The sequence below is a fragment of the Hymenobacter tibetensis genome (assembly GCF_022827545.1).
Lineage (GTDB): Bacteria > Bacteroidota > Bacteroidia > Cytophagales > Hymenobacteraceae > Hymenobacter > Hymenobacter tibetensis.
The window spans coordinates 1,170,663-1,194,068 of the sequence record NZ_CP094669.1 but is presented as its reverse complement, the minus strand read 5'-3'; the positions used below and the strand labels follow the sequence as shown (position 1 = coordinate 1,194,068).

General features: G+C 47.6%; 20 protein-coding genes and 1 tRNA gene. 4 read left to right on the top strand and 17 right to left on the bottom strand.

What is annotated here, in order from left to right; all coding sequences use genetic code 11:
* Position 1: 1 nt before the first annotated feature.
* From MTX78_RS04915 to asnB, 14 genes are all read right to left on the bottom strand, one after another.
* Positions 2-790, bottom strand: a complete 789-nt coding sequence (locus MTX78_RS04915) for a class I SAM-dependent methyltransferase (RefSeq protein ID WP_243800433.1) — start codon at positions 788-790, stop codon at positions 2-4.
* Positions 791-812: 22 nt separating this feature from the next.
* A complete protein-coding gene (locus MTX78_RS04910) occupies positions 813-2,072 on the bottom strand; it encodes an ABC transporter ATP-binding protein (RefSeq protein WP_243800431.1) in 1,260 nt (419 codons plus the stop codon).
* A 71-nt stretch (positions 2,073-2,143) separates the two neighbouring features.
* The gene (locus MTX78_RS04905) at positions 2,144-3,043 is read right to left on the bottom strand and encodes an ABC transporter permease (protein WP_243800429.1); all 900 of its coding nucleotides are present in this window, start codon (positions 3,041-3,043) and stop codon (positions 2,144-2,146) included.
* Between the two features lie 194 nt (positions 3,044-3,237).
* The gene (locus tag MTX78_RS04900; RefSeq protein WP_243800427.1) at positions 3,238-4,173 is read right to left on the bottom strand and encodes a GDP-L-fucose synthase family protein; all 936 of its coding nucleotides are present in this window, start codon (positions 4,171-4,173) and stop codon (positions 3,238-3,240) included.
* A gap of 70 nt (positions 4,174-4,243) precedes the next feature.
* Positions 4,244-5,227, bottom strand: a complete 984-nt coding sequence (locus MTX78_RS04895; RefSeq protein WP_243800425.1) for a glycosyltransferase family 2 protein — start codon at positions 5,225-5,227, stop codon at positions 4,244-4,246.
* Between the two features lie 16 nt (positions 5,228-5,243).
* Positions 5,244-6,254, bottom strand: a complete 1,011-nt coding sequence (locus MTX78_RS04890; RefSeq protein ID WP_243800423.1) for an STELLO glycosyltransferase family protein — start codon at positions 6,252-6,254, stop codon at positions 5,244-5,246.
* 394 nt (positions 6,255-6,648) lie between these two features.
* Entirely contained in the window at positions 6,649-7,758 is a 1,110-nt protein-coding gene (locus MTX78_RS04885) for a DegT/DnrJ/EryC1/StrS family aminotransferase (RefSeq protein ID WP_243800421.1), read from the bottom strand.
* Positions 7,759-7,942: 184 nt separating this feature from the next.
* The gene (locus MTX78_RS04880) at positions 7,943-9,946 is read right to left on the bottom strand and encodes a hypothetical protein (protein WP_243800420.1); all 2,004 of its coding nucleotides are present in this window, start codon (positions 9,944-9,946) and stop codon (positions 7,943-7,945) included.
* Between the two features lie 53 nt (positions 9,947-9,999).
* On the bottom strand, positions 10,000-11,019 hold the full coding sequence (locus MTX78_RS04875; protein WP_243800418.1) for a glycosyltransferase family 2 protein: 1,020 nt from the start codon (positions 11,017-11,019) through the stop codon (positions 10,000-10,002).
* Positions 10,982-11,935, bottom strand: coding sequence for a hypothetical protein (locus MTX78_RS04870; protein ID WP_243800416.1), 954 nt, complete (start codon positions 11,933-11,935; stop codon positions 10,982-10,984). The genes MTX78_RS04875 and MTX78_RS04870 overlap by 38 nt, the downstream gene beginning before the upstream one ends.
* Complete coding sequence (locus tag MTX78_RS04865; protein ID WP_243800415.1) at positions 11,923-12,330, bottom strand: sugar 3,4-ketoisomerase; 408 nt, start codon at positions 12,328-12,330, stop codon at positions 11,923-11,925. The genes MTX78_RS04870 and MTX78_RS04865 overlap by 13 nt, the downstream gene beginning before the upstream one ends.
* A gap of 365 nt (positions 12,331-12,695) precedes the next feature.
* Positions 12,696-13,640 carry a UDP-glucuronic acid decarboxylase family protein gene (locus MTX78_RS04860; RefSeq protein WP_243800413.1) on the bottom strand — a complete coding sequence of 315 codons (945 nt, stop codon included), beginning with the start codon at positions 13,638-13,640 and terminating at the stop codon, positions 12,696-12,698.
* A gap of 63 nt (positions 13,641-13,703) precedes the next feature.
* Complete coding sequence (locus tag MTX78_RS04855; protein WP_243800411.1) at positions 13,704-15,059, bottom strand: UDP-glucose dehydrogenase family protein; 1,356 nt, start codon at positions 15,057-15,059, stop codon at positions 13,704-13,706.
* A 28-nt stretch (positions 15,060-15,087) separates the two neighbouring features.
* Positions 15,088-17,025, bottom strand: a complete 1,938-nt coding sequence (gene asnB, locus MTX78_RS04850; RefSeq protein WP_243800409.1) for an asparagine synthase (glutamine-hydrolyzing) — start codon at positions 17,023-17,025, stop codon at positions 15,088-15,090.
* A 126-nt stretch (positions 17,026-17,151) separates the two neighbouring features.
* Between asnB and MTX78_RS04845 the strand changes: the two genes are divergently transcribed.
* Positions 17,152-17,652 (top strand): acyl-CoA-binding protein, encoded by a 501-nt coding sequence (locus MTX78_RS04845; RefSeq protein ID WP_243800408.1) that lies wholly within the window; start codon positions 17,152-17,154, stop codon positions 17,650-17,652.
* A 205-nt stretch (positions 17,653-17,857) separates the two neighbouring features.
* Positions 17,858-19,846 (top strand): peptidylprolyl isomerase, encoded by a 1,989-nt coding sequence (locus MTX78_RS04840; protein ID WP_243800405.1) that lies wholly within the window; start codon positions 17,858-17,860, stop codon positions 19,844-19,846.
* 93 nt (positions 19,847-19,939) lie between these two features.
* Here the strand turns inward: MTX78_RS04840 and MTX78_RS04835 are convergent, their stop codons facing one another.
* A complete protein-coding gene (locus tag MTX78_RS04835) occupies positions 19,940-20,281 on the bottom strand; it encodes a cupin domain-containing protein (RefSeq protein WP_243800403.1) in 342 nt (113 codons plus the stop codon).
* Positions 20,282-20,502: 221 nt separating this feature from the next.
* On the opposite strand from MTX78_RS04835, the gene MTX78_RS04830 reads away from it, so the two are divergent.
* Positions 20,503-21,342 (top strand): serine O-acetyltransferase, encoded by an 840-nt coding sequence (locus MTX78_RS04830; RefSeq protein WP_243800401.1) that lies wholly within the window; start codon positions 20,503-20,505, stop codon positions 21,340-21,342.
* Between the two features lie 121 nt (positions 21,343-21,463).
* Positions 21,464-22,384, top strand: a complete 921-nt coding sequence (gene cysK, locus MTX78_RS04825; protein WP_243800399.1) for a cysteine synthase A — start codon at positions 21,464-21,466, stop codon at positions 22,382-22,384.
* 125 nt (positions 22,385-22,509) lie between these two features.
* Here the strand turns inward: cysK and MTX78_RS04820 are convergent.
* Together MTX78_RS04820 and MTX78_RS04815 are read right to left on the bottom strand one after the other, a co-directional pair.
* Positions 22,510-22,583, bottom strand: a tRNA-Ala gene (locus tag MTX78_RS04820).
* Between the two features lie 256 nt (positions 22,584-22,839).
* Complete coding sequence (locus tag MTX78_RS04815) at positions 22,840-23,376, bottom strand: hypothetical protein (RefSeq protein ID WP_243800398.1); 537 nt, start codon at positions 23,374-23,376, stop codon at positions 22,840-22,842.
* Positions 23,377-23,406 lie beyond the last annotated feature (30 nt).

Here is a 23,406-nt window from a genome sequence, read left to right as displayed (position 1 = left end):
ATTACATCTTGATGGATGAAATCATATTGAAATCACTTTGCAATAACGAAACTGGGTTTGATGATATTTTATTATAATACTTTTGAAATCTTTCACTAAAAATTGATTCAAACAACTTGTTAGGAAAACTCTTTTTAGTGAATAAATGATACGTATCACCAAAGTTATAATAGTGAAGATCATTTATTTTTGCCAAATGCTTTAATGATTTATGCGAGTATAGAGCTACGTGCTGCCCTGTTTCTGGGATAAGATACCACCAGCTGATTAAATCCGTATTTTTAGGATAGACTGTGGTAGTGAAGAAGATATTGTCGCTATAGGAAAGCATCTTCTTTAATTCACTTACAGGATCAACAAGATGTTCGAAAACTTCAAAAGCAGTTAGGAGTTCGAATTTATCTATTGAAGAAATAATATCATCAACATCAAAATTTTTAGCAAATAAATTTTCACAATATAAGTCCTGACGATAATATGAGAAACCATTATCTCTCATCATTCTCACGAACATTCCATAGCCACCGCCATAGTCCAGGTATTCCTTATCTTTTTTATAGAGGACTTTAATAAGTGTGCTAACAACCGGGACGTTGTTGATATTCCTAGATATTAAACCTATATCCAATGAAGTTATCACTGAGGAATAAGCTTCTTCCAACCAATATGGATTTTCTGTCTGGATAAATTCGCAATTACTGCACTTAAAATAATCAACATCATGCTTATTCAGCACTTTACAAGTAAAGATCTTATCCGTTTTGCTACCGCAAATTTTGCAATTATCCATGGAAAACAAGCTCAATGATTGTTTAATTTAAAAGTTTCCAATCACATTCAACGACTACACATCCATAGTCAGTGCCTGCATATTGAAAAAAATCTGTTCCTGTTTCCTCTATCTCAAACGCTAAATTATCATCAAGTTTGGATATAACCTCCACATTAGGAACGTGAAGTGCTACGAAAGGCTTGTAGATATTAGGGACTAGTATCTTACCTGGAATAATAGCTTGAACAGTATACACACCCGCTTTATCGACTATTGTATTAAGCGGTATTTGTGATGTAAAGACGTTTCGCTCTGTTTGATCCTTGATTCGAAAAGCTAGAACTGCATTCTTATATTTTTCAGAGACTTTTATTTCAAACTTGATAGCAATATCATCAGCGAAATGGAAATTAGTTGCTGACTCTCCATTACTCTTTGAAATTACAACACTAACAAAATCTGTTTCTTTTGCTGATGGATTATAATAGCTATTTGAAGCTATAGTGCTGCCGTTCTTAAGATATAAATCAACACTTTGATATATATCCCCTCCAAACGCAACCTCTCCGTTACTTAACACCAAACCTCTATCACACAAGGTGGTAATAGCGCCCATATTGTGGCTAACGAACAGAACTGTGCGTCCATCATTGACACTCACATCTTTCATGCGGCCGAGGCATTTCTTTTGAAAATCAGCATCGCCAACGGCCAAAACCTCGTCCACAATCAGAATTTCAGGTTCCAAGAAAGCTGAAACGGCAAACGCTAAGCGCACATACATGCCACTGCTGTAACGCTTCACAGGTGTATCAATGTAACGTTCGACACCCGAGAAGTCTACTATCTCGTCGAACTTGCTGCGGATTTCGGCTTTAGTCATGCCGAGAATTGCTCCATTGAGGTAGATGTTTTCACGCCCTGTTAGCTCAGGGTGAAAACCAGTACCTACTTCCAGCAAGGAAGCAATGCGCCCTTTTACTTTGATACGGCCAGTAGTCGGAGCTGTAACCTTCGAAAGAATTTTGAGTAGTGTGGATTTACCGGCACCGTTGCGGCCGATGATACCCAATACCTCACCTTGCTTCACTTCGAAGTTCACATCTTTGAGCGACCACACGAAGTCGCTGGTGCCACGGGTGGTCCGGTCATTGGTTTCGCCGATTTTGGCAAACGGATCCTCCTTACCACGCAGTCGCGCCCAAGCTCTGTTAAGGTCGTGGCTTAGAGTACCCGTTCCGATTTCCCCTAATCGGTAGAGCTTGCCTATGTTCTCGACTTTAATGGCAATATCACTCATGAGCAAGCTGCAAGATGTGGTTTAAAACAGACTTTGTATTACCGGTCACTTACAAGCCAACCAATCAGTACTTATACAGTATCCGTGAAGCTTTTCTGCACCCTATTGAAGACGATGATGCCAAGCAGCAGGATTGCCAATGTGCTGATGATGCTGTAGCCGAGGCTGATCCACGTCACTGTGCCTGAGCCGAGGAAGCCATAACGAAATGCCTCTACAATGGGAGTCATGGGGTTGGCCTGCAGCAGCCACCGATACTTTTCGGGTAGGCTAGAAGCTGGGTATATAATGGGCGTAGCGTACATAGCCAGTTGCACCCCAAAGGTGAGTAGGATAGCTAAGTCGCGGTACTTTGTAGTAAGAGCGCTGAACACCATGCCTAATCCCAGAGAAAGCAGCCCCATCAATAATACCAGCACCGGCGTGAGCAGGATGTAAGCGTTGGGGTGGACGGCATCGGTGGTGAACAGATAGTACGCCCACACAGCCAAAAAAAGCCCCAACTGAATGCCAAAGCGCACTAGGTTGGAAATTACAATAGACAAAGGCATTGTAAGGCGCGGGAAATACACCTTACCGAACATGCTAGCATTATCACGGAAAACAGTAGCGGTAGCCGTCAATGTCTGGGCAAAGTAATTCCAGACCGTAACACCCGACAGGTAGAAAAGCAAGGCAGGCAAACCATCAGTAGGCAACTTGGCTACGCTACCGAAAATGATGACATACGTAAGCGTGGTGAGCAGCGGCTGAATGAAAAACCAGATAGGCCCCAGTACCGTCTGCTTGTATGTTGATACAAAGTCGCGCCGTACAAACAGCATTACTAAGTCGCGGTAGCGCCATACGTCACCGAGGCGCAAAGCCAATAAGCTATCCTGTGGTTCGATAACTTCGGTCCATTCCTTGTCATCAGAGGGTTGGACGGCCGACAATGTTTCAGTTTGCTTTAACGCTTCCGTAGTATGCACAATTAACTGGAAAACAAAGGTTTACACTGAAAGCTCAACAGCCGCAAGATTCCCTGCCATTGCTTACCCCCCTACTAGTTGACGTACCCCTGCTGGTGTGGAAATGAAGAGCAAAGGTAGTGGTAAGGACGCAAACATATCGGACGAACGTTTAATCGCCTGATAGTCAAGCCAATACCAAGTAGTTAGCAGTACTACGCAGGGCGCACCGCCTCGAAAGCCCCAGCGTATACGGCAGCTACTCCCTCTTCCAGCCCGATGGTTGCTTTCCAGCCTTTCTCAGCAAGCTTACTCACATCCATGAGCTTGCGCGGAGTGCCATCAGGATAATCCGTGTTGAACCGAATTGTACCCTCGTACCCTACTGTGCGCTGCACCAGTTCCGCCAGTTCACGAATACTCAAATCAGTGCCGGTTCCTACATTCACCAGGCCTGGCTCGTTGTAGTTCTCAAGCAGCCAATAGCAGGCTTCGGCCAGATCATCTACATGTAGGAATTCACGCCGTGGTGTACCAGTCCCCCACACTTCTACTTCGGGAGCTCCCTGCAGTTTCGCTTCATGGAACTTGCGAATCAAAGCTGGTAGAACGTGTGAATTTTTGAGGTCGTAATTGTCGTGAGGCCCATACAGATTGGTGGGCATAGCCGAAATGTAGTTGCAGCCATACTGGCTACGATAGGCATCACACATTTTGATACCAGCAATTTTGGCAATGGCGTATGGTTCATTGGTGCTTTCCAGTTCGCCAGTCAGCAGAGCATTTTCCTGTAGCGGCTGCGGTGCCATCTTAGGGTAGATGCAGGATGAGCCCAGGAATAACAGCTTCTTTACACCATTGAGGTAGCTATTATGAATGACATTATTCTGAATCATCAGATTGTCATACAAAAATTCCGCCCGGTAAATATTGTTGGCGTTGATTCCACCCACTTTGGCAGCAGCCAGCACCACATAATCTGGCTTCTCAGCTGCAAAGAAGTCAGCTACTGCAGCTTGGTTGCGCAGATCTAACTCCGAGGAAACACGAGTCACGAAGTTATTGTAGCCCTCTTTTTCCAGACGGCGGAGAATGGCAGAGCCCACCATTCCACGGTGGCCTGCTACATATATTTTTGCGTTCTTTTCCATGAGTTGCTACCTGTTTTTCTTGTTTGCCTGCTACGCTTAGGGCACAAAGGCGCAGCAGACAAGATACTTCTCAGTTTATTTTCCACCAATTAAGATCTGCTACCGGCTTAGCAGGAGTCTCGACCTTAGAAGCAGGCCGTAAGCTCTGCACTAAAGTTGCCGGCAATAGTCCTTTCACGATTGGGTTTACTGTCGAACCCAGAATCATACGGCGAGTGCGTGAGCTGTAACTTAGCAAGCCTGGCAGCTTGGACCAGGCGATAGGTCGTGCCGCAGCCGCATCACGCTTAGCCGTCCAGTTGATTTCCCAATACGTGTACAAATTGCGCCGCTCGTCATTGGTGAGCTGAAAAAGCGGGCCATACGTGGGGTCCTGCTCGCAGCTCTCAACCATCTTCACTAGGTTGGGATACCACTTGGGAGAGGTAGCCGTACGTTGGTCAGGATGCAGTTGATACGCAGCCAACATATCTGGAATAGCATACCCAGGAGCAAAATGAGCCACCCGGTACCACAAGTCGATATCAGCGCACATGTCTACCTCCACGCGCATGCCACCCGTCCTTTCAAGCACGGTACGGCGCACGAAAGTAGCGTGCTGCGGTGGTACGAACTGAAAAAGGATGGAATGTGGCGTAATTGGCCCCGTAAATGAATTGGCGTATTCGATTTTGTCTTGCAGGTCGATGCCATATTCACCACCCGAGATAAAACCCGCCTCTGGGTGGTTCTGAAATCCTTCAGCCATCCGGCGGAATGCTCCTGGCAAATAGAAGTCATCACTACTTTGGATAGCAATGATTTCATTGGTAACCTGTGCCAGCCCTTTCGTTACTGCATCAACAAATCCTTTATCCCTAGCAGACCACCACGTAATCTTGTCTTCGTATTTTTTAAGAATATCTACCGTCTCATCAGTAGATCCTCCATCTGATACGATTACTTGTACTGGGCTTGGGTAGTCTTGCCGCAGAATGCTGAGCAGTGTGCGCTCAATAAATCTGCCTTGATTCCACGATGGAATAATGATAGAAAGAGAGGGAAACTGTTGCATCCGGCAGAAATAGAAATTACTTAGATGCCGTAAGGGCTGCTACGTCAGCGAGCCACAATTGTAACAACTCCACTTCTTGGCTTGTAACAATCTGCTCTTGTTCCAATGCCTGGTAAGCCCGCAACAAGTTTTCGCTCACGCTCAGGGAAGCATCAAGGTTGCTTTTTACAGCGGCAATAACTCGGTTTGGGTGCAAATAGCAGGGAATCTCTGACTCAAAATCCTTCACGTAGTCATGAGGATTGCGCTCCTGTATTACTGTTGCCTTAGTAAAGCCCAAACGGTACCCATAAAGCCACATGATGGGCTGAGCTACTAAGCCACGCAGAATATCGGTGAAGCGGAAAGTAACGTAGGCCGGTAAGTAGAGCAAGGGGAAAAGTTCCTTGCGGAAGGCTGTGTTCTGAGAGTTGAAGGGGCACAACGTACCTTCTGCGAGCACCACCGGCGCATGGTCATTGAAGAAGCATTCGGTGTTGTCGACTAGGCGGTAAATGGCGTCCACATCTGGGTCACCATCGGCCAGTCCTTGCCACACGCCAATTTCAACTGGCTGAGTCTCCAACTGATCTTCTTGCAGAACATGATCTTTGGAAGTAATCAAGTCAAGCGGCAACCCACGAGGCCAGATATGCTGCTCCGTAAAGGTCTTGTAGATATTAACAAACCCTTTGTCAGGAGTTGAGGTCAGAAACGCTCCGGACATAGCGGGAAACTCCCACCCATCATAAGGAATGTTGTCGTCATCGGTGTCGATAATGATTTGAGCGCCTTGCTGCATGGCATGCAAGTAGCCCATCATTTTACGACCATAATGATTATATGGCAACTTAGCGGACATCTTCATACCCATTGCCTCCTGCCCCTGTACCGAGAGATACACCACGTTATCGGCAGCCCATTGCTCCGGTGATTTCTTATCACCTGCTACTACCAGTTGATAATCTGTGAGAGCGGCAAACTTTTCTACAGCCTTGGTTGGTGCAAAAATAGAGGTAATGACAATTGTTGGCTTTGAAGAAGACATATGCAAAAATGAAGTATACTGGAGTTATTAGTGGCTACAAGCAGTACAATATGCCTGTCGCCACAGATAGTGCCCCAACGCTAATTTGGCGGCGCGAAGGTACGAGCTTTTGCTGACCTATAAGAGGCCTACTGCAATTTCAAGGCCTAGAAGCATCTAACAAGCACAGAAAGCAAATCAGCAGAAATACACCTGCTTGAGCTATTACTCGGTTGTAGCAATGAAATACTACAATCGAGCTCGAGTTAGGGAAATGAATACGCCCCGTTACGATTGTAACGGGGCGTATTCATTTCCCTAACTCGAGCTCGATTACACCTTCCAATACTTGCTTGACCCATAAGGCTTATCCTGCCCTTATTGATCAATGCTTACTTGAGTTTTACGAAGTAGCTTAGATGCTTTCAAAAAAGCTGCGCACTGCTGCAGCTACTGCTGCTACTTCCGTTTCGCTCATGCCTGGCCACATTGGCAAGCTTAGTGAGGTAAGGGCTAGCTCCTCCGCAATTGGATATGCTCCTTCTTGAATACCCATATGCTTGTACGCTTGCTGGCGGTGCGGAGGAATAGGATAATGAATCAGCGTACCTATTTGTTGTTCTTGTAGGTAACGTTGTAGAGCGTCGCGGTGCGCAGTACGCACTACATATAAGTGATACACATGCGTCGCACCTTCGGCTGTAACGGGAAGGATTAAGTCACCTAGGCCTGCAAGTTGCTGGTTGTACAGTTCTGCAACAGCCTGGCGCTGCTGCGTCCACTCCATCAAATAAGGCAGCTTCACGCTCAACACTGCAGCTTGCAGTTCATCAAGACGAGAGTTATGCCCAATAACTTCGTTGTAGTATTTCTTTTGAGAACCATAATTGCGCAGAGTACGCACCTTGTCTGCTAGCTCACTGCTGTTAGTGGTAACGGCCCCAGCATCTCCGAGAGCACCAAGGTTTTTGCCGGGGTAAAAGCTAGTACCGTTTACGCTACCAAAGCTACCAGCAATTCCGCCCTGCCACGTGGCTCCCTGAGCTTGCGCGTTGTCTTCAACCACCCACAAACCATGGCGTTGCGCTATATCCATGATAGGCCCCATTTCGCACGCTTGGCCGTACAAGTGAACTGGCATTATCCCTTTTGTACGGGGCGTAATGGCTGCTTCTATTCGAGCTGGGTCAATATTGTAAGTTGCAGGATTTGGTTCCACTGGAATGGGGGTACCTCCAACAAACGAAATAGCTAGCCATGTAGCAATGTACGTGTTGCTAGGAACTAGCACTTCGTCACCTGGCCCTACACCCAATGCTTCCAAGGCCAAATGCAACGCATCAAGACCATTTGCTACTCCAATACAGTGTTCAACCTGATTGAATTCTGCATAGGAAGCCTCGAAAGCTTTTACTTGGTCACCTAGCACGTACCACTGTTTATCATACACTGCAGCAATTGCGGCTAGAACTTCCTCTCGTATAGGGCTGTGCTGTGGCGTGAAAGAAAGAAAAGGAATGTTCATAAAAGAGAATTAAAACTGAACTGACAAGCCGTATTGCTTTGCTATAAAAAGCTGCTTATGCTTCTACCAGTCCAATGCAACACGAATTCGTTTTGATAAGTTAAACTTTGGCAAGTCCAAAGGTAGCTATAGCAAAGCAACACAGTCAGCTACCTTGAAATAGAAATGCGTCTAGTGGGCTCGACTATTCTAAGTCCTTGTAGGCAGTCGAAGCCTGCTTTGTCTTGCGTGTACGAAGTACATACAGCCGCTCTCCCGATAAACTATCGGTATAGGAAATTGCTACTAAAGGAGAAAGAATTTCTGGTAGCTTACCACGTTTAGACACGCACACGAAACCTATATTATGCTGAGTAACAAATTCGTATTTGATACTATCAAGCGACAGTTTCCGCTTTTTTAGTGCTTGAAACTTAGCAAATCGATAAAGACTGGACTTCCTCACAATTTGCTCGGCTTGTGCTGAATCACGCTTAAACCGTGGATCAGTTGTCAAGCTATCTGGATCAAGCTCAGACAGAGAGACGAAGGCGTAATCGTTCTTAAAATTGGAAATATAATTACCTGTAGTATACGAATCTGGTGACAGCATGTAAGCGTTTTCGTAGTCCTCATCTGCTAATACGTAGCCTCCACGGGCCCCAAGTTGAGGAGCAGCCTGTGCAACTTGTTTCAAAAAGTTTGGTGAATAACGAGTGTTACCCGTACCTGTAGTTGTAAAATTGAAAGTTGCCAAAATAGCTAGCAAGCTCACAGCCACGCCATACACCCAATTTTTCGCACCATGCAGTACGGCGGCCAATACAATAGCTAACACTACTGAGGTCAATGGCACCATAGTATTTGAAAAGAACTGAAAACTATCAAGGAAATGTGTGCCAAAGGCTCGCATGGCCGCCGCCATACAAAGGCTAACTCCAAACCATAAGATAATTTTTCTTGGAATAGTGAACAATAATTCACTTTGACGACGCAATAGAAATATCAATAGTATCAACAAAAAATATACAATAAAGTAAATCACATAATTTATAATAGCACCTACAGCAATATTGAAAAGTGTTTTTATTTCACCTATACTCGGAATAATAGATTGAAGTGCAAACACTCTTCCTGTGCTAGGAAACTGATAAGGCTCCGGCTGTAGCGAATAAAATACAACAATATAAATTATTGATCCTACAACAGGAAGCACTACAAGTAACGCTTGTGCCCACTTTGCATGTTGAGCCAGCACTAAATATAGTGCCAAGAAAGCAATGCCCACCCCAATAACAGGTGTGGTAGAAATAAAGACAAGTGGTAAAACAGCTAAAGCGGCTCCGCTCGCAATATATTGTTTCTTAAGTAAGAACAAAGCGCCTAAAATGATATAGGCGTAAGCAGGAACAAATTTAGGATTAAGACAAAGCAATGAGCTTGACAAAAGAGCTCCATTGTACACAAAAAGGTTGTGTTGCAAAAACCCCCATCGCACCCCGGTTACAAACAGGAATAAAAAAGCTAAAACTGGCACCCATAAAGTTTTAAGCTTGAAGTGAGCCATCAGGGCCATAAATCCAACACATATGATGGATATGAATACCGAAGCCACACTAATAAAATAAACCCAAACTGATGGCAAGTCTGTACTCTTTACAAATAAAGCGTTAAGCCATATTTCTGAATAGTGGTAGGGCTGCTCAGTAAGAAATTGAGGAAATAATGCTTCAAGAGAATTGGTTTCAAGGCCTCGATGATTGAGTGGCAGAGTCAACCGACTGTAGTAAACATAATCCTGAAAAGGAGTTTGTAGATATTGAGAGTCACTATCATACAACAATAGATACTGTACTAGTAGGACAAGAGACGTAATAAGCACTAATAAAAGCAACTTCGTTGCCCCAGATTCAAAAACGCCTATAGTATTAGCTCTATCCGAGGAAATAGTATATGCATTACGACGTAACGACCTTAGTAGCAGACCTATCAGCAGTAACACAGGAAGTTGCATCGTACTACCTCGGGCTGTTATTACAGCATACACACCAATAAGCACGCTAACTCCTATAATTAAAGGAAAAAATAAGGAGTAAAATATTTCATCAAATAGTATATTGCAATATTTAACAATAATAGACCCTACAACAAAGCATACTATAATTGAAATAATTGCCAAAGAAAACAACTGGGCCGTAATAATTATCATTTTGAGATATAAATCAATGCTTTGATTAAAGACTCATCAAATCAAAATTCGCGTTAGTACAGCTTGTTATTCTCTGAACCAATACCGTACTTATTTTTTACCACATATAAAGGCCGGCTACGAGAGGCATCTAATCCCCTCCAGACATATTCTCCAATAACTCCTAGAGCAATCATTTGAAAAGCTGATACAAAAAGCACAACAACCATTAGAGTTGTCCAGCCAGCTGGGCCATGCGGGTCAAAAACCTTTAACCCTATTATATACAAGCCATAAACAAGTGCTACTACACCAAGCAATAACCCAACCACAGATATTGCTCTGATTGGGAAATAAGAAAATGAGAGCAGAGAATCAATAAATAATTTTATTTTTTTCTGAAGTGTCCAACGAGATTTTCCTATTTCTCGTTTACGACGCACGTATGGAATGTTTATATAGGTATAACCAAGCCATACCATAAGGTAAAATACGTTGCTATTGCGTTCGTGCATTTTCACGACTTCATCTGCCACTTGCCGATCAAAAAACACGAAATCAAACCCTCCATCTGGAATATTATTCAAAGCCAAGTGCTTCATCAACCAGTGGAATGTTTCTGCAAATATCTTTGCAAGACCTGTTTCTTCTCTATCCTGCCGGTTACCTATTACTAACTTGAACCCCTGCTGCCAGTAATCAAACATCTGAACCATTAGCTCGGGGGGATCTTGCATATCAGCCGTAATAACTGACATGCAGTCTCCTGTAGCATGGGCAATACCCGCTACGATAGCATTATAAGAACCAACGTTACCAACAAGTTCTATTACCTTGATTCGATCAGGATATTGAGCACGAGCTTCTAGAAGTGCCTGCAGAGTTAGATCGCGCGATCCATCATCCACGAATACATATTCAAACTCAGTTCCAGCTGGAAAATTTGCTTCATTAGCGACTAGGCCTGGAACAGTAACAGGAATATTGCCTTCGTTGAAGTAACAGGGGACTATAACAGAAATCTTAGGCATCAGAATGATTCGGAAACGTTGTACTTTATCTAGCAGGCAGTTTGCTATGGCAAGCCAAGACATGGCTACTTCCACCTAACTTGAAGCCTAATTTTTCGCTTGTGCGAAATACTGCGCGATTAGTCGATTGAGTAGTCATAAGAATTGCCTCATCCCCTCTTTCACGTGCTCTATGCACACTTTCAGAAACTAATTTCAAATGCCATCCGCGATTTAGTGGTCCTACTGCAGTAAGGACTACCCTTGATAGCCCCACACCTAATGCAAGAGAATCATTTCTTAAATCGCTAATTGCTAAAAACGAATCTACAGGTACGTTAGGCTCATCAGGCACTAGAACAGCATCACAATACCCCTTTACCGCAGCACTCGCATAACGCCCTAGAAAGGAATCTGCTTTCTCATGACCAAACCAAGGGTCTGCATGAAATCGGTCATATTGATTGCGAACTGATGCGGATATTTCCGCAATTCGTTCTGACTCGTTTATTTGAGCCAAGCGTACTGGATAACGCTCTTCGTTGAAGCTTTGCAAATTGTCACGATAGTACAATAGGCGAGTTTCTATGAGTTGCCAACCGCTGGCACTTAATGCCTGGAGTAACATTATATCTTCGCACGGCACTTCAGAGAAACAATAATAATCTCCTTCCAAAGCTAAATTATTCTCAAACGAACGCACGCTATTAACTCGCTCTATCAGAGAAGAAGTATGCGAAAAAAGGCCCGTTAGTAGTTTATAAGTAGGGCAACCAAAAAAATTGGAATCCCAAGGGAGTCCAGTATAAAGTAATGTCCCTCCTTCGTGATTGAAAACTGCATTATGAACAGAATCTGCTGCGAAGTCGCTGATTTTTCCTATTCCAAAACTGCTTTCGTAAGCCTCAGTTGCGGCTACAGTGCGTAGGAAGTTATATGGTGAATAGAATTTCAATGCTGATGCCCTCTCCGCAATCAGCAGAGGGTCTATGCTTTCCATATTTCGCGAAATTTATCATACTCACGGATGTAATCACTCTCATCGTATGGGTTAGATGCGAAGACTAATTGCACAGCAGAATGTGAGTACTGCATAGTATGCCAAGCATTGGGAGGCACATATAAACCAACATGAGGGTCCTCTAATCTATATAACTCCACTTGACCATCAGGCATCTCTACATTTACTATAATGCGACCAGAAACCGCAATCAATACCTGCTCTGTTTTATGATGTGCGTGACGGCCCCTAACTATACTTTCAGGTGTGTAGTAAGTCCAAAATACTCTCTGCACTTCAAATGGAATATGTTTAAATTGTTCTATTACAGAAATAAATCCAATTTCAGAAGCCCCTAGCTTCGCAAATTCAATTATGTGTGGAGATTGCATCATCTTTACTTAACTAAGAAGGCTTTTCAATATAATTTTATTCTATACTATTAGCATATATAAAAAGTCATTTCGACTTTGAATCTATAGATATCTGAAAAAAATATTGCATAATTAATACAATAATTACAATTATAAGACCACTTATCACCCACATCGTTTGATCTACTGAAAGCAATAAACACATACAGTATTAACACCCCAGAATAAATTCTCAATGTATATAAAGAGAAACGCAACTTCGTATTTAATTAGTAAATAATACAAAAAACATAGAATGCATCTCTATACCTTTTGTATTATTTACTAATTAAATACGACAACACTGTTTTGTCTTTTATATAGCAAACACTACTATATTTATCAAGCTACTTTACGTGTGCTTGAAAATACTCTAATGTGCGTCGCAATCCTTCTGCACGATCCACCTTTGGTTCCCAACCAAGAATCTCTTTCGCCTTGGTGATATCAGGCTTACGCTTCATTGGGTCATTTTCGGGTAAGGGACGGTAGTCGGGTTTAAACTCGACACCCGTGAGGCGAGCTATTTCCTCGCCGAACTCCTTGATGGTAATCTCTGCTGGGTTGCCGATGTTTACGGGTAAATGGTAGTCGCTGAGTAGCAAGCGGTAGATACCTTCTACTAAATCATCAACGTAGCAGAATGAGCGAGTCTGAGAGCCGTCGCCGAATACGGTCAGGGGTTCACCACGTAGCGCTTGTGAGAGGAAGGCAGGCAACACACGGCCATCATTAAGACGCATCCGGGGGCCGTATGTGTTAAAGATGCGAATGATGCGCGTCTCTAGCCCATGGTGGTTGTGATAAGCCATTGTAATAGCTTCTTGAAAGCGCTTGGCCTCATCGTAGCAGCCGCGTGGCCCTACTGGATTTACGTTGCCAAAATACTCCTCTACCTGCGGGTGAATCTCTGGGTCGCCGTACACTTCCGAAGTACTGGCAATCAATACCCGAGCGCCTTTCACGCGCGCTAAGCCCAGTAGATTGTGCGTACCTAAGGATCCAACTTTCAATGTTTGAATTGGAATCTTGAGGTAGTCTATGGGGGAAGCTGGCGACGCGAAGTGCAGGATGTAGTCCAGTTTTCCTGGCACAAACACAAACTTAGACACATCAGCATGGTGAAACTCGAAGTCCTCACGGCCAAATAAGTGCTCGATGTTGGATAGGTCACCCGTAATCAGGTTATCCATGGCAATTACATGATAACCTTCTGCCAAAAACCGGTCGCATAAATGCGAGCCTAGGAAGCCAGCGCCACCGGTAATAAGTACACGTTTCTTGTCAGACATATTCGTTGGAGTTGGGAGTAGCAGGCTACAGCCGCAAGCCTTTATAGTGAAAGAAAAAGCTTATTATTTCCCGCTTGTAGCTGTTACGGGTTCTTTGTGGTTGGTGCGAATACCGATGCAGTGGTACGCAAACCCAATTGCTTTCATCTCCTGTGGATCGTAGATATTCCGACCATCGAAAATGACCTTTTGCTTAAGCAGTTTGCCAACTACCTCGAAGCTAGGTGAGCGGAACTCGGGCCACTCTGTCACGACCAACAGTGCATCCGCATCCACCAAGGCTTCAAACTGGTCTTTTGCGTACGTGACAGTGTTGCCCAATGAGTGCTTGGCTTCAGGGATGGCCACAGGATCATATACCGATACAGTGCAACCGTGCGCCAGCAGTTTCTCGATAATAACCAACGATGGCGCTTCACGCATGTCGTCGGTTTTCGGTTTAAAAGACAAGCCCCACAATGCAATCTTTCGTCCTTGCAGGTCACCACCAAAGTGCTTGTGTACTTTATCGAACAAGACTTCTTTCTGTGCTTCGTTTACGCTTTCCACGGCCTGTAGCACCTGCATCTGGTAGCCATTTTCAGCAGCCGTCTTAATCAGGGCTTTCACGTCCTTAGGGAAGCATGATCCGCCGTAACCAATACCGGGATAGATGAACTTGGTGCCAATACGTGCATCAGAGCCTATGCCTTTGCGTACCATGTTCACATCGGCGCCCATGATTTCGCACAGGTTAGCAATATCGTTCATGAACGATATTTTGGTAGCCAACATGGAATTGGCCGCATATTTCGTCATCTCAGCCGACGGTATATCCATGAAGATGATGGGGTGACCATTAAGCAAGAAGGGCTTGTAGAGTTTGGACATCACATCTTCTGCTCGCTCCGATGAAACACCAACCACGATACGGTCAGGCTTCAGGAAATCGTCGATGGCCGCGCCTTCTTTCAGGAACTCGGGGTTGGATGCTACGTCAAACTCGATGTTAACACCGCGTTTCTCTAAGGCCTGGGTCAGTTCGTGATGTACCTTGGCGGCCGTACCTACTGGGACCGTGCTTTTGGTTACGATAACGCCGTAGCTGTTCATGTACTCACCAATACCACGTGCTACTGCCAGCACATATTTTAGATCGGCTGAGCCGTCTTCACCGGGAGGAGTGCCTACCGCAATAAAAGCAACATCGCTATCCTTGATGCCTTCTGCTAGGCTAGTGGTGAAATGCAGGCGGCCAGCGGCTACATTGCGAGTCACCATTTCTTCTAGACCAGGCTCATATATTGGCAGGATGCCTTGCTTGAGGTTATCAATCTTCTTCTGGTCGATATCAATACAGGTAACTTCCATGCCTACCTCGGCAAAACAAGTGCCCGTTACCAAACCTACGTAACCGGTGCCGACTACTGCTATTTTCATATGGTGTGTAGATGAGCAAGAAAAAAGATCAAGAAACAGTACTACCTGGCTGTGTTGCAGCAGTTGTCATATACCGCTTCCACCAGTGCTGGAATACAATGAGTGCCCAAATACGGGCATGTACATCGCCAGGGCTGCGGGAAAAGAGCTGAGTCTTTAAAGCTCGAGTAGCTTCTACATCGAATACTCCTTGTGCTTCAATAAAGGCATCAGATAGCAGATCGTCCTCGATAATAGGCCGCAACTCTCCCCTAAACCATTTCAATAAGGGTACTTCGAACCCGTGTTTGGGACGCTTGTACAGCTCTTCGGGCAATAGAGGACGAAAAGCATCCTGTACAATACGCTTCTTCATCTTTGCGTCGATCTTACTTGACACAGGTAATGAAAAAGCAAAGCGCACCACGTTAGGGTCAAGGAAAGGCGGGCGCACCTCCAACGAATTTGCCATACTCATGAGGTCCACTTTCGTGAGCATGTCATAGGGCAATACCAACTGCATATCAGTCAGCAGAACTTCGTTCAGGTCGCCGTCTGCGTGCAGGTTTTCTAGGATGTCCTTACGGCGCTTTTCAGCCAGCTTCTTGCCTACTTTCCGGCGAGAAGCGGCGCTGAGTAGATTGCGCGAATCGGCAGCAGAAGCAAATGTAGCCCAATCCCAATACCGGTCTTTGGGGCCACTGAGCATGCCGCGCGAAAACCGCTGGAATTGTCGTACCCGGTTACCGAAAAACGAGTTGCGTGATTTTGGCAGGATATCCCAAAGCAAATTGAGGCCTGTTACCGCCTCGGCCTTGAAACCGCCTTGCCGCACCTGAAACTCCCCCATGTGCTTGTTGTAGCCAGCAAACATTTCATCGGCGCCATCACCGGATAGAGCAACCGTCGCTTTTTCGCGCGTACGCTTGCTCAGTATGTACACTGCTAGCGCCGAAGAATCGGCGAACGGCTCGTCGATGTAATCAAGCACATCGAAAATGTGGTCGTACAGGTCTTGGTTGGAGAGCGAAAAGACCGTGTGGTTGGTCTTGTATTTGTCGGCAACCAGCTTGGCATATTTGGTTTCGTCGAAGAACGGCTCGTCGCGGTAACCAATGCTGAACGTGTTCAGATGCTCGGTATGACGCGAGGCCAAGGCCACAATAACGCTGGAATCAATACCACCGCTGAGGAATGCGCCTACAGGCACATCGGCTACGAGACGGCGGGCGGTGGCATCATCGAGGAGGCTTACGAGCTTCGTTTGCTGCTGCTCGTAGGTGAGCTTGTTTTTCTCGGCCTTCTTCGCGTCGTACGGGATTTTGTACCAGCGCTTACGCACCACCTTTTTCCCTTTAATGTAGAGATAGTGGCCGGGCAGCAGCTTCTTGACGCCTTTAAATATCGTAGCAGGCCCAGGAATGTAATTGAGCTGCAAGTAGTGACTTAATGCAACGTAGTCGAGCTTACGCGGGATGCCCAACGCCAGCAGCGACTTCATTTCGGAAGCAAACAGAAATTTGTCTTCGTCGCGGTACACGAGGACGGGCTTCTCCCCCATCCGGTCGCGAGCAATGAAGAGCGAGTCTTCCTCTTTGTCGTAGATAGCCAAACCGAAAAAGCCGTTAAGCTTCTTGAGAAAACCACGGCCTTCGGTGATGTACAGCCGTAGAATAACTTCAGTATCAGTTTGGGAGCGAAAGTGATACCCCTTCTTGAGCAGACGCTGTCGCAGCTCTCGAAAGTTGAAAATCTCGCCATTAAAAACAATGGTATACCGTCCCGACTCATCGGTCATGGGTTGGTTACCATCGGCTGACAAGTCGAGGATAGCTAGTCGACGAAAGCCCAGACCGCAACGGTCGTACACAAAGTGTCCCTGCGAATCGGGCCCCCGGCTAACAATGGCATCGGTAGAGGCTGGCAACGCTGCCAGCACGTTGCGGCCTACGTCAGTAAAAGCAAAAAGTCCGGTTATTCCACACATACGGCGGGTAAAAGTACGAAGTCTGAAGACTTATCACGTGAAAAAAGTACTAAAGGCCTACCTCGCAACCAAAGCGGAGCCAGCTTAGTACACAAGTTACATTCTCACCTTTCAGTTACTTTTCATATGAACCTTCAAGATAATTTGGATCTGCAACAACAATTTGAAGCCGCTGTGGCCCGCGTGGATAATCTTCCTGGTGACCAGGCCGCTGCCCATATGAACGAGTTGTATGGCTTGTACAAACAGGCAACCGAAGGCGACCATGATACCGAAAAAGACGTAGTCGGTGATGATACTCCCTCCAACCCAAGCGGTCCGAGTGGTATGTCGCAGGCTCAATGGGACTCTTGGAGCCAGTTCAAAGGGGTAAGCGAGGAAGATGCGCGCCGGCAATATGTGCAGAAAGTAAACGAACTGGCAGGCCCTGTGAGTGAAGCGGCCAATATTATCACTGGAAATGGCCAGCCTGCCACGGGCTCGCAGGTAGCTGCCACGGAGGAAAATAGCACGCTGGCCCAGCAGCCGAACACGGGACCAGGAGTATCTCAGGGTGGCTTACGCGGTGATATTACGGCAGGAGCTCCTTACGGCGGCGAAGATCATTTGAAGGACGAGCAAAACTAGGACTTGGCCACCAATCCTTTATGGCTTGGCCCGGCCGCTGACAGCTCGCATGCTACCTTGTGCGGATGAGCCAATGAGTACCCTCAATTGAGTTATTGACAACGGTCTGTTTCCTGCAAGGGACAGACCGTTGCTGTTTCATACAGTACAGTGTCAACAACCATAACAACAAGGACTGCTGGATTTTGGCTATTTTGGGCGAGCCATGACTTTATTACCTCTTTCTATCAACGCCAGGCGCCTAGTTTGTTGTACTGGTTTACTGGCCGCATTGCTGACTGCCTGCTCGACATCGGCACCCAAAACCATCAGTCAGGCACCTGCTACATCCAACCAGTTTGACGACACCACGCTCCACACCATTGCCATAGCTCAAGACGAGCGTAATACGGCTGTGTTGCTGCCGTACCTCACAAACCCAGAAGCTCGCTATCGGAAGGCCGCTGCATTGGCATTGGCTTCCGTGCAAGACAAAGCTGCTACCGCGGGGTTGCAAGTTTTGTTGCAAGACAATGAAGCCGCCGTTCGACAGGCTGCTGCTTATGCCTTGGGACAAACCGGTGATAGTACCGCAGTACTGCCCCTTTCAACTCGTATTATGGGGCCTACAGCTGTACCGGTTGAGCAACGGTATCTGTATGAAGCCCTAGGCCGCTGCGCAACAAGCGCTACACTACGGCATCTTCTTCGCAGTATTCCTAGCACCGATACTGCAGCAGCTGCTGGCCAAGCATGGGGGCTGCTTAGAGCCGGAAACCGGGGCGTAACGTCAGAAGCGGCTGTTGCGCGAGCAGTGGCCCTGTTGGATCAGAAGCAGCCTCTGGGAGCACGACAAGGGGCTGCCTTCACACTGGCCCGCACACCTCGCCTCGACCTGACACTCTACCAAGATGCGCTGACTACTGCTACCACGGACCCTAACGCCGTAGTGCGAGCATCGGCCACTACGGCATTGGGGAAAGTGAAAAGCCCTTCCATTGCCCCTGTACTTGTAGGTCTTATTCGCCGAGACCCAGACTACCGGGTGCGCGTGAGTGCGTTGCGGGCCCTGAATGCTTCCTTGTATGCTCCCGCAAAAGAAGCGGCTTGGGAAGCCATTACAGACCCAAGCAGCCAAGTAGCCCTTACAGCTGCCGAGTTTTTTTTGAACAATGCTAGTGGGGAAGCAGGCACGCTCTTTCTGGAAAAAGCCAATAAGCTTGCTGCTTGGCGTGTGCGCACCACCTTGCTGGCGGCGGCGTTGAAGCTTGGTGGCGCTGAGCGTAGCGCTATCCAAACAGCTATTCAACAACGCTACGCTACTGCCACAAATCCCTACGAAAAAGGATATTTGTTGAAAGCGTTGGGGGAAGCGCCTTCGGCCTACGAGTTTGTAGAGCAAGCCACCTTCACCAAAGGTCAGCCTCTGGTAGTGGGTTCTTACGGGATGGAAGCCTTGGTAGCCATGCGCCGTCTACCCGACTTTCCAACAGCTCAGGAAGCAGCCTTTGCGCTTACGATCCGCCGTGCCATTGGCTACGGAGACGTTACCATTATGGGCACCGCCGCTGAAGCCTTGCGCGACCCTAAGTTACAGTTAGGGCGCATCCTACCGAATCCAGATTTCATTGTCGAGGCCCAGAACAAGCTAACCTTGCCGCGCGATGTAGAGGCGTGGCAGGCGCTGCAACAAACTCTCGACTACTTACAAAACAAGCCAGCAACCCCTACCCCCGTTGCAAAAGCCGCCAGCCACCCCATCAATTGGGCCACAGTACGTACTATTCCAGTCGGACAGCGTGTATTGCTTACCACCAATAAGGGAAACGTAACCATGGAGCTATACGTGAATGAAGCGCCTGGTTCGGTAGCCAGCTTTGTAGAGTTGGTGCGGCAGGGTTTCTACAACGGCAAAACCTTTCACCGGGTAGTCCCGAACTTTGTGGCCCAAGGAGGCTGCCCCCGCGGGGATGGATCAGGTAGCACAGACTACAATCTACGCTCTGAGCTTGCGGATTTACGCTACGTTGAAGGGGCCGTTGGCTTGGCTTCCGCCGGAAAGGATACGGAAAGCTGCCAGTGGTTTATCACGCACACCGCTACGCCGCATCTGGACGGCCGCTACACCATTTTTGCCCAGGTTGTACAAGGCATGGAAGTGGTGCACAGCCTCGACATAAGTGACAAGATTGTACGCTTGGAGCTAGTCAAATAAAACGCTCTGGTAGGTGCTCACCCAAATAACGTTTTTACACTGTTTGGGTGAGCACCTACCAGAGCGTTTTTTGCTCTTGCGGTGTTGTAGCGGCTATTCTTCGTCGCGGCCGTGGGCCTGCGCAGGGGGCGTAGTGGCTTCCACGGCCGAGAACGTTTCCAAAATCTTATAGGCATGGGATGCGCCTTTTGGCACTACCCACGAGTTGCCTGGCTCCAGCAGCACCATCTGGCCTTCTGAGTGCAACTCGGCGCGGCCTTGCAGCACGTACCCAACTGTTTCGTAGGCGCGGCTAACCGGTTCTTTCTGTTCGCCGGGCTCTTCGTTTTCCCACAAGCGCATGGCTACGTGGATGCCAGACGCTAAATACTTCTCACCTTCTTTGCCGCGTGGTGAATGCGTGGAATCTATTTTCGTGATGGTGGTATCGGCCATGTGACTATAGCGTATGAGGGTGACAGGAAAGCACTACGATGTCTTCGAGTGAAGACCTGCCTTCCTAACGCAGACTTCCTTGTTGCGGTTGCTGCCTTGTATGGTCTGAACTTTCCGGTCTAAGACTAGTTGAGACCTACTGCAAACGCATCCGCTACCGCCGGGCGTGGTTACCGTTCTGCCCACACACCCACTTGCACTTGTAGGTTCGCCTGTTTTTTATGTCCTTTTCTTCTGATACGCCTTTTGTACGAGCCCTTGCACGGGCACATCAGCAAGCCGCCACACCGCTGCCAGGGCCTGCTTTCTGCCAGTTAGCCGAGCAACTATTGGAATTGCTCTTCCCGGAGCGCGCCAGCCGCCCACTGCTCCGCGTTGATGCTGTGGCAGCCACGTTAAGCCAACTCCAAACCGACTGGGCCGCGCTCCTGACGCATGTATCCATGCCTGAGCCAGCGGCGGCAGTAGCGGCTAGCTTTATGGCGCGCCTTCCTTCCTTGCGGGACAAACTCCTGCGCGACGCCGCCGCTATTCTGGCCGCCGACCCTGCAGCGCAGGGCACCGAAGAGGTTATTGCCACGTACCCAGGCTTCTATGCCACCGCCATGCACCGCCTGGCCCATACACTGCACGAGTTACAAGTCCCGCGCGTTCCGCGTCTGATCAGCGAATACGCACATCAACTCACCGGTATCGACATTCATCCGGGGGCTCGTATTGGTCCTTCCTTCTGCATCGACCACGGCACTGGCATTGTCATCGGCGAAACTACCGTTATCGGGGCGCACGTGAAGGTGTTTCAAGGAGTGACCCTGGGTGCTCTCAGCGTCAGCAAAGAATTGCAGGGTATTAAGCGCCATCCTACCATTGAAGACCACGTAGTACTGTATGCTGGAGCAACTATCCTGGGGGGCAACACCGTGGTAGGTAGCCATAGCATTATTGGTGGCAACGTGTGGCTTACGGAAAGTGTGCCTTCTCATTCACGGGTGTATCACCGTGCCCAGATACAAGTTACGCGCACCGAAGACCCAACGGCAGGTCTAACATTTTCTATTTAATGGAAAGAAACTCGAGCAGAAAGCGCAACGATTTCACTCGAAAACTATCTTTCCGTTCGATATCTTGTTTCCTACTGCTTCCCATTCTCTCTCACAACTCTTACTTGTACCTACACACCCCATGAAAGCTAATTCCATTCTGGATACCATCGGCAACACGCCACTTTTGCGCCTTAATAAGCTATTTTCTCAACGTCCGGACGTAGAAGTGTGGGTGAAGCTAGAACGAGCTAACCCAGGCGGTAGCATCAAAGACCGGATTGCGTTGAGTATGATAGAACAAGCCGAGCAAGACGGCATACTCACCCCCGACAGCCTGATTGTAGAGCCAACTTCCGGCAACACCGGCGTAGGCCTAGCCATGGTAGCGGCAGTGAAAGGCTACAAACTTACCGTAGTGATGCCGGAGTCCATGTCGATTGAGCGGCGCCGCTTGATGGCAGCGTATGGCGCAAATTTGGAGCTAACGCCCCGCGAAAAGGGTATGAAGGGCGCTATCGAGAAGGCCCACGAAATTGTGCGAGATACGCCCGGTGCCTGGATGCCGATGCAGTTCGAAAACCCAGCCAACATCAAAGTGCACGCCGAAACCACTGCGCAGGAAATCCTGCGTGATGCTCCTGAAGGCTTCGACTACCACATTACGGGGGTTGGCACGGGCGGCCACATCACGGCAGTAACGGAAGTGCTCAAGCCACTCTTCCCCAACATGAAGACGTTTGCTGTGGAGCCCGAACTCTCGCCCGTCATTAGTGGCGGCGCTCCCGGCCCCCACCCTATCCAGGGTATCGGCGCCGGTTTTATCCCAGCGAACTTGCACCAAGATGTACTCGACGGCACTATTCAGGTTTCGCAGCAGGAGGCTTTTGATATGGCGCGGCGTGCTGCTCGTGAAGAAGGCATCTTTATGGGCGTATCGTCCGGCGCTTCTTTAGCCGCCGTAGCCAAGAAGCTAGATGAAGTGCCACAAGGCGGCCGGGTGCTCACATTCTGCTACGACACAGGCGAACGGTACCTATCGGTAGAAGGACTATTTGTATAACCTTCGCTTGACCACCAACAGAAACGGCCGCTCATGATGAGCGGCCGTTTCTGTTGGTACCTTACCTGCACTGGTACAGAACAGACAACAAAAAAGCCCAACCTATTCGGTTGGGCTTTAAAATGTGGAGAATATCGGAGTCGAACCGATGACCTCTTGCATGCCATGCAAGCGCTCTAGCCAGCTGAGCTAATCCCCCATTTTAAGTTACTCACTCGCCAGTTGCGTTTGAGTGGGACAAAAGTACGGGTAGATATCTATTTGGCAAGGTTATCGACGTTTTTTTTCCTGCTAAATAGCGCAATGTGCATGAAGTCAGTCACAAAAGATAGCGGTAACATAGTACATAGAGAAGCAATGCAGCCCGCTACTCAACAGATATAAACGAAAAACGCCCGTTGTCTTTCGACAACGGGCGCTTACTATACCTTCAGATTTCTAGGTTCAGCTACTTGCTAGAAAGTGTAGGCAGCCACATTGCTATCGAACGTAGTGGTGAAGAAACCACCAACAGCTGAGGCCGTGCGCGAGAAGTTGGTCCCCTGGTGAGTGGCCGTTGCTTTGCTTGCTCCGTTGACTACGATGGAAGCGGTCAGACGCTGAGCATTGCTACGACGACCAGGGCGGTTTGCGGTTCTCAACACCAGCCGAATACCAGTGCTTGGCGTATTCTCCGCTACCGTCAGGTTGGTAACAACGCTGAAGGGCTGTGGAGCGGAGAAGTTGGTGGTAGTGAATGCCGGAGTGGTGGTCGACGTAATAGCCGGATAACTGAGCGTACCGTCTGCATTGACGGTTGGTGTCAGCACGTACACGTCCAGCCGGGGGTTTTGCAGCGTCGTGTCGTTGGCAATTGTGCTGGCCGTCTGAGCGTAAGTTATCGTTACCGTTTGAGCCGTACGTGTTGCACGAGCAGGCGCTGGATCAGTGCTAATTTCAGAGCAGGAAGCCAAGGTAACACCTGCTAGAAGAGCAAAAAATAGATTTTTCATACTACGAGAATGATGACAGATTCAGGAGTG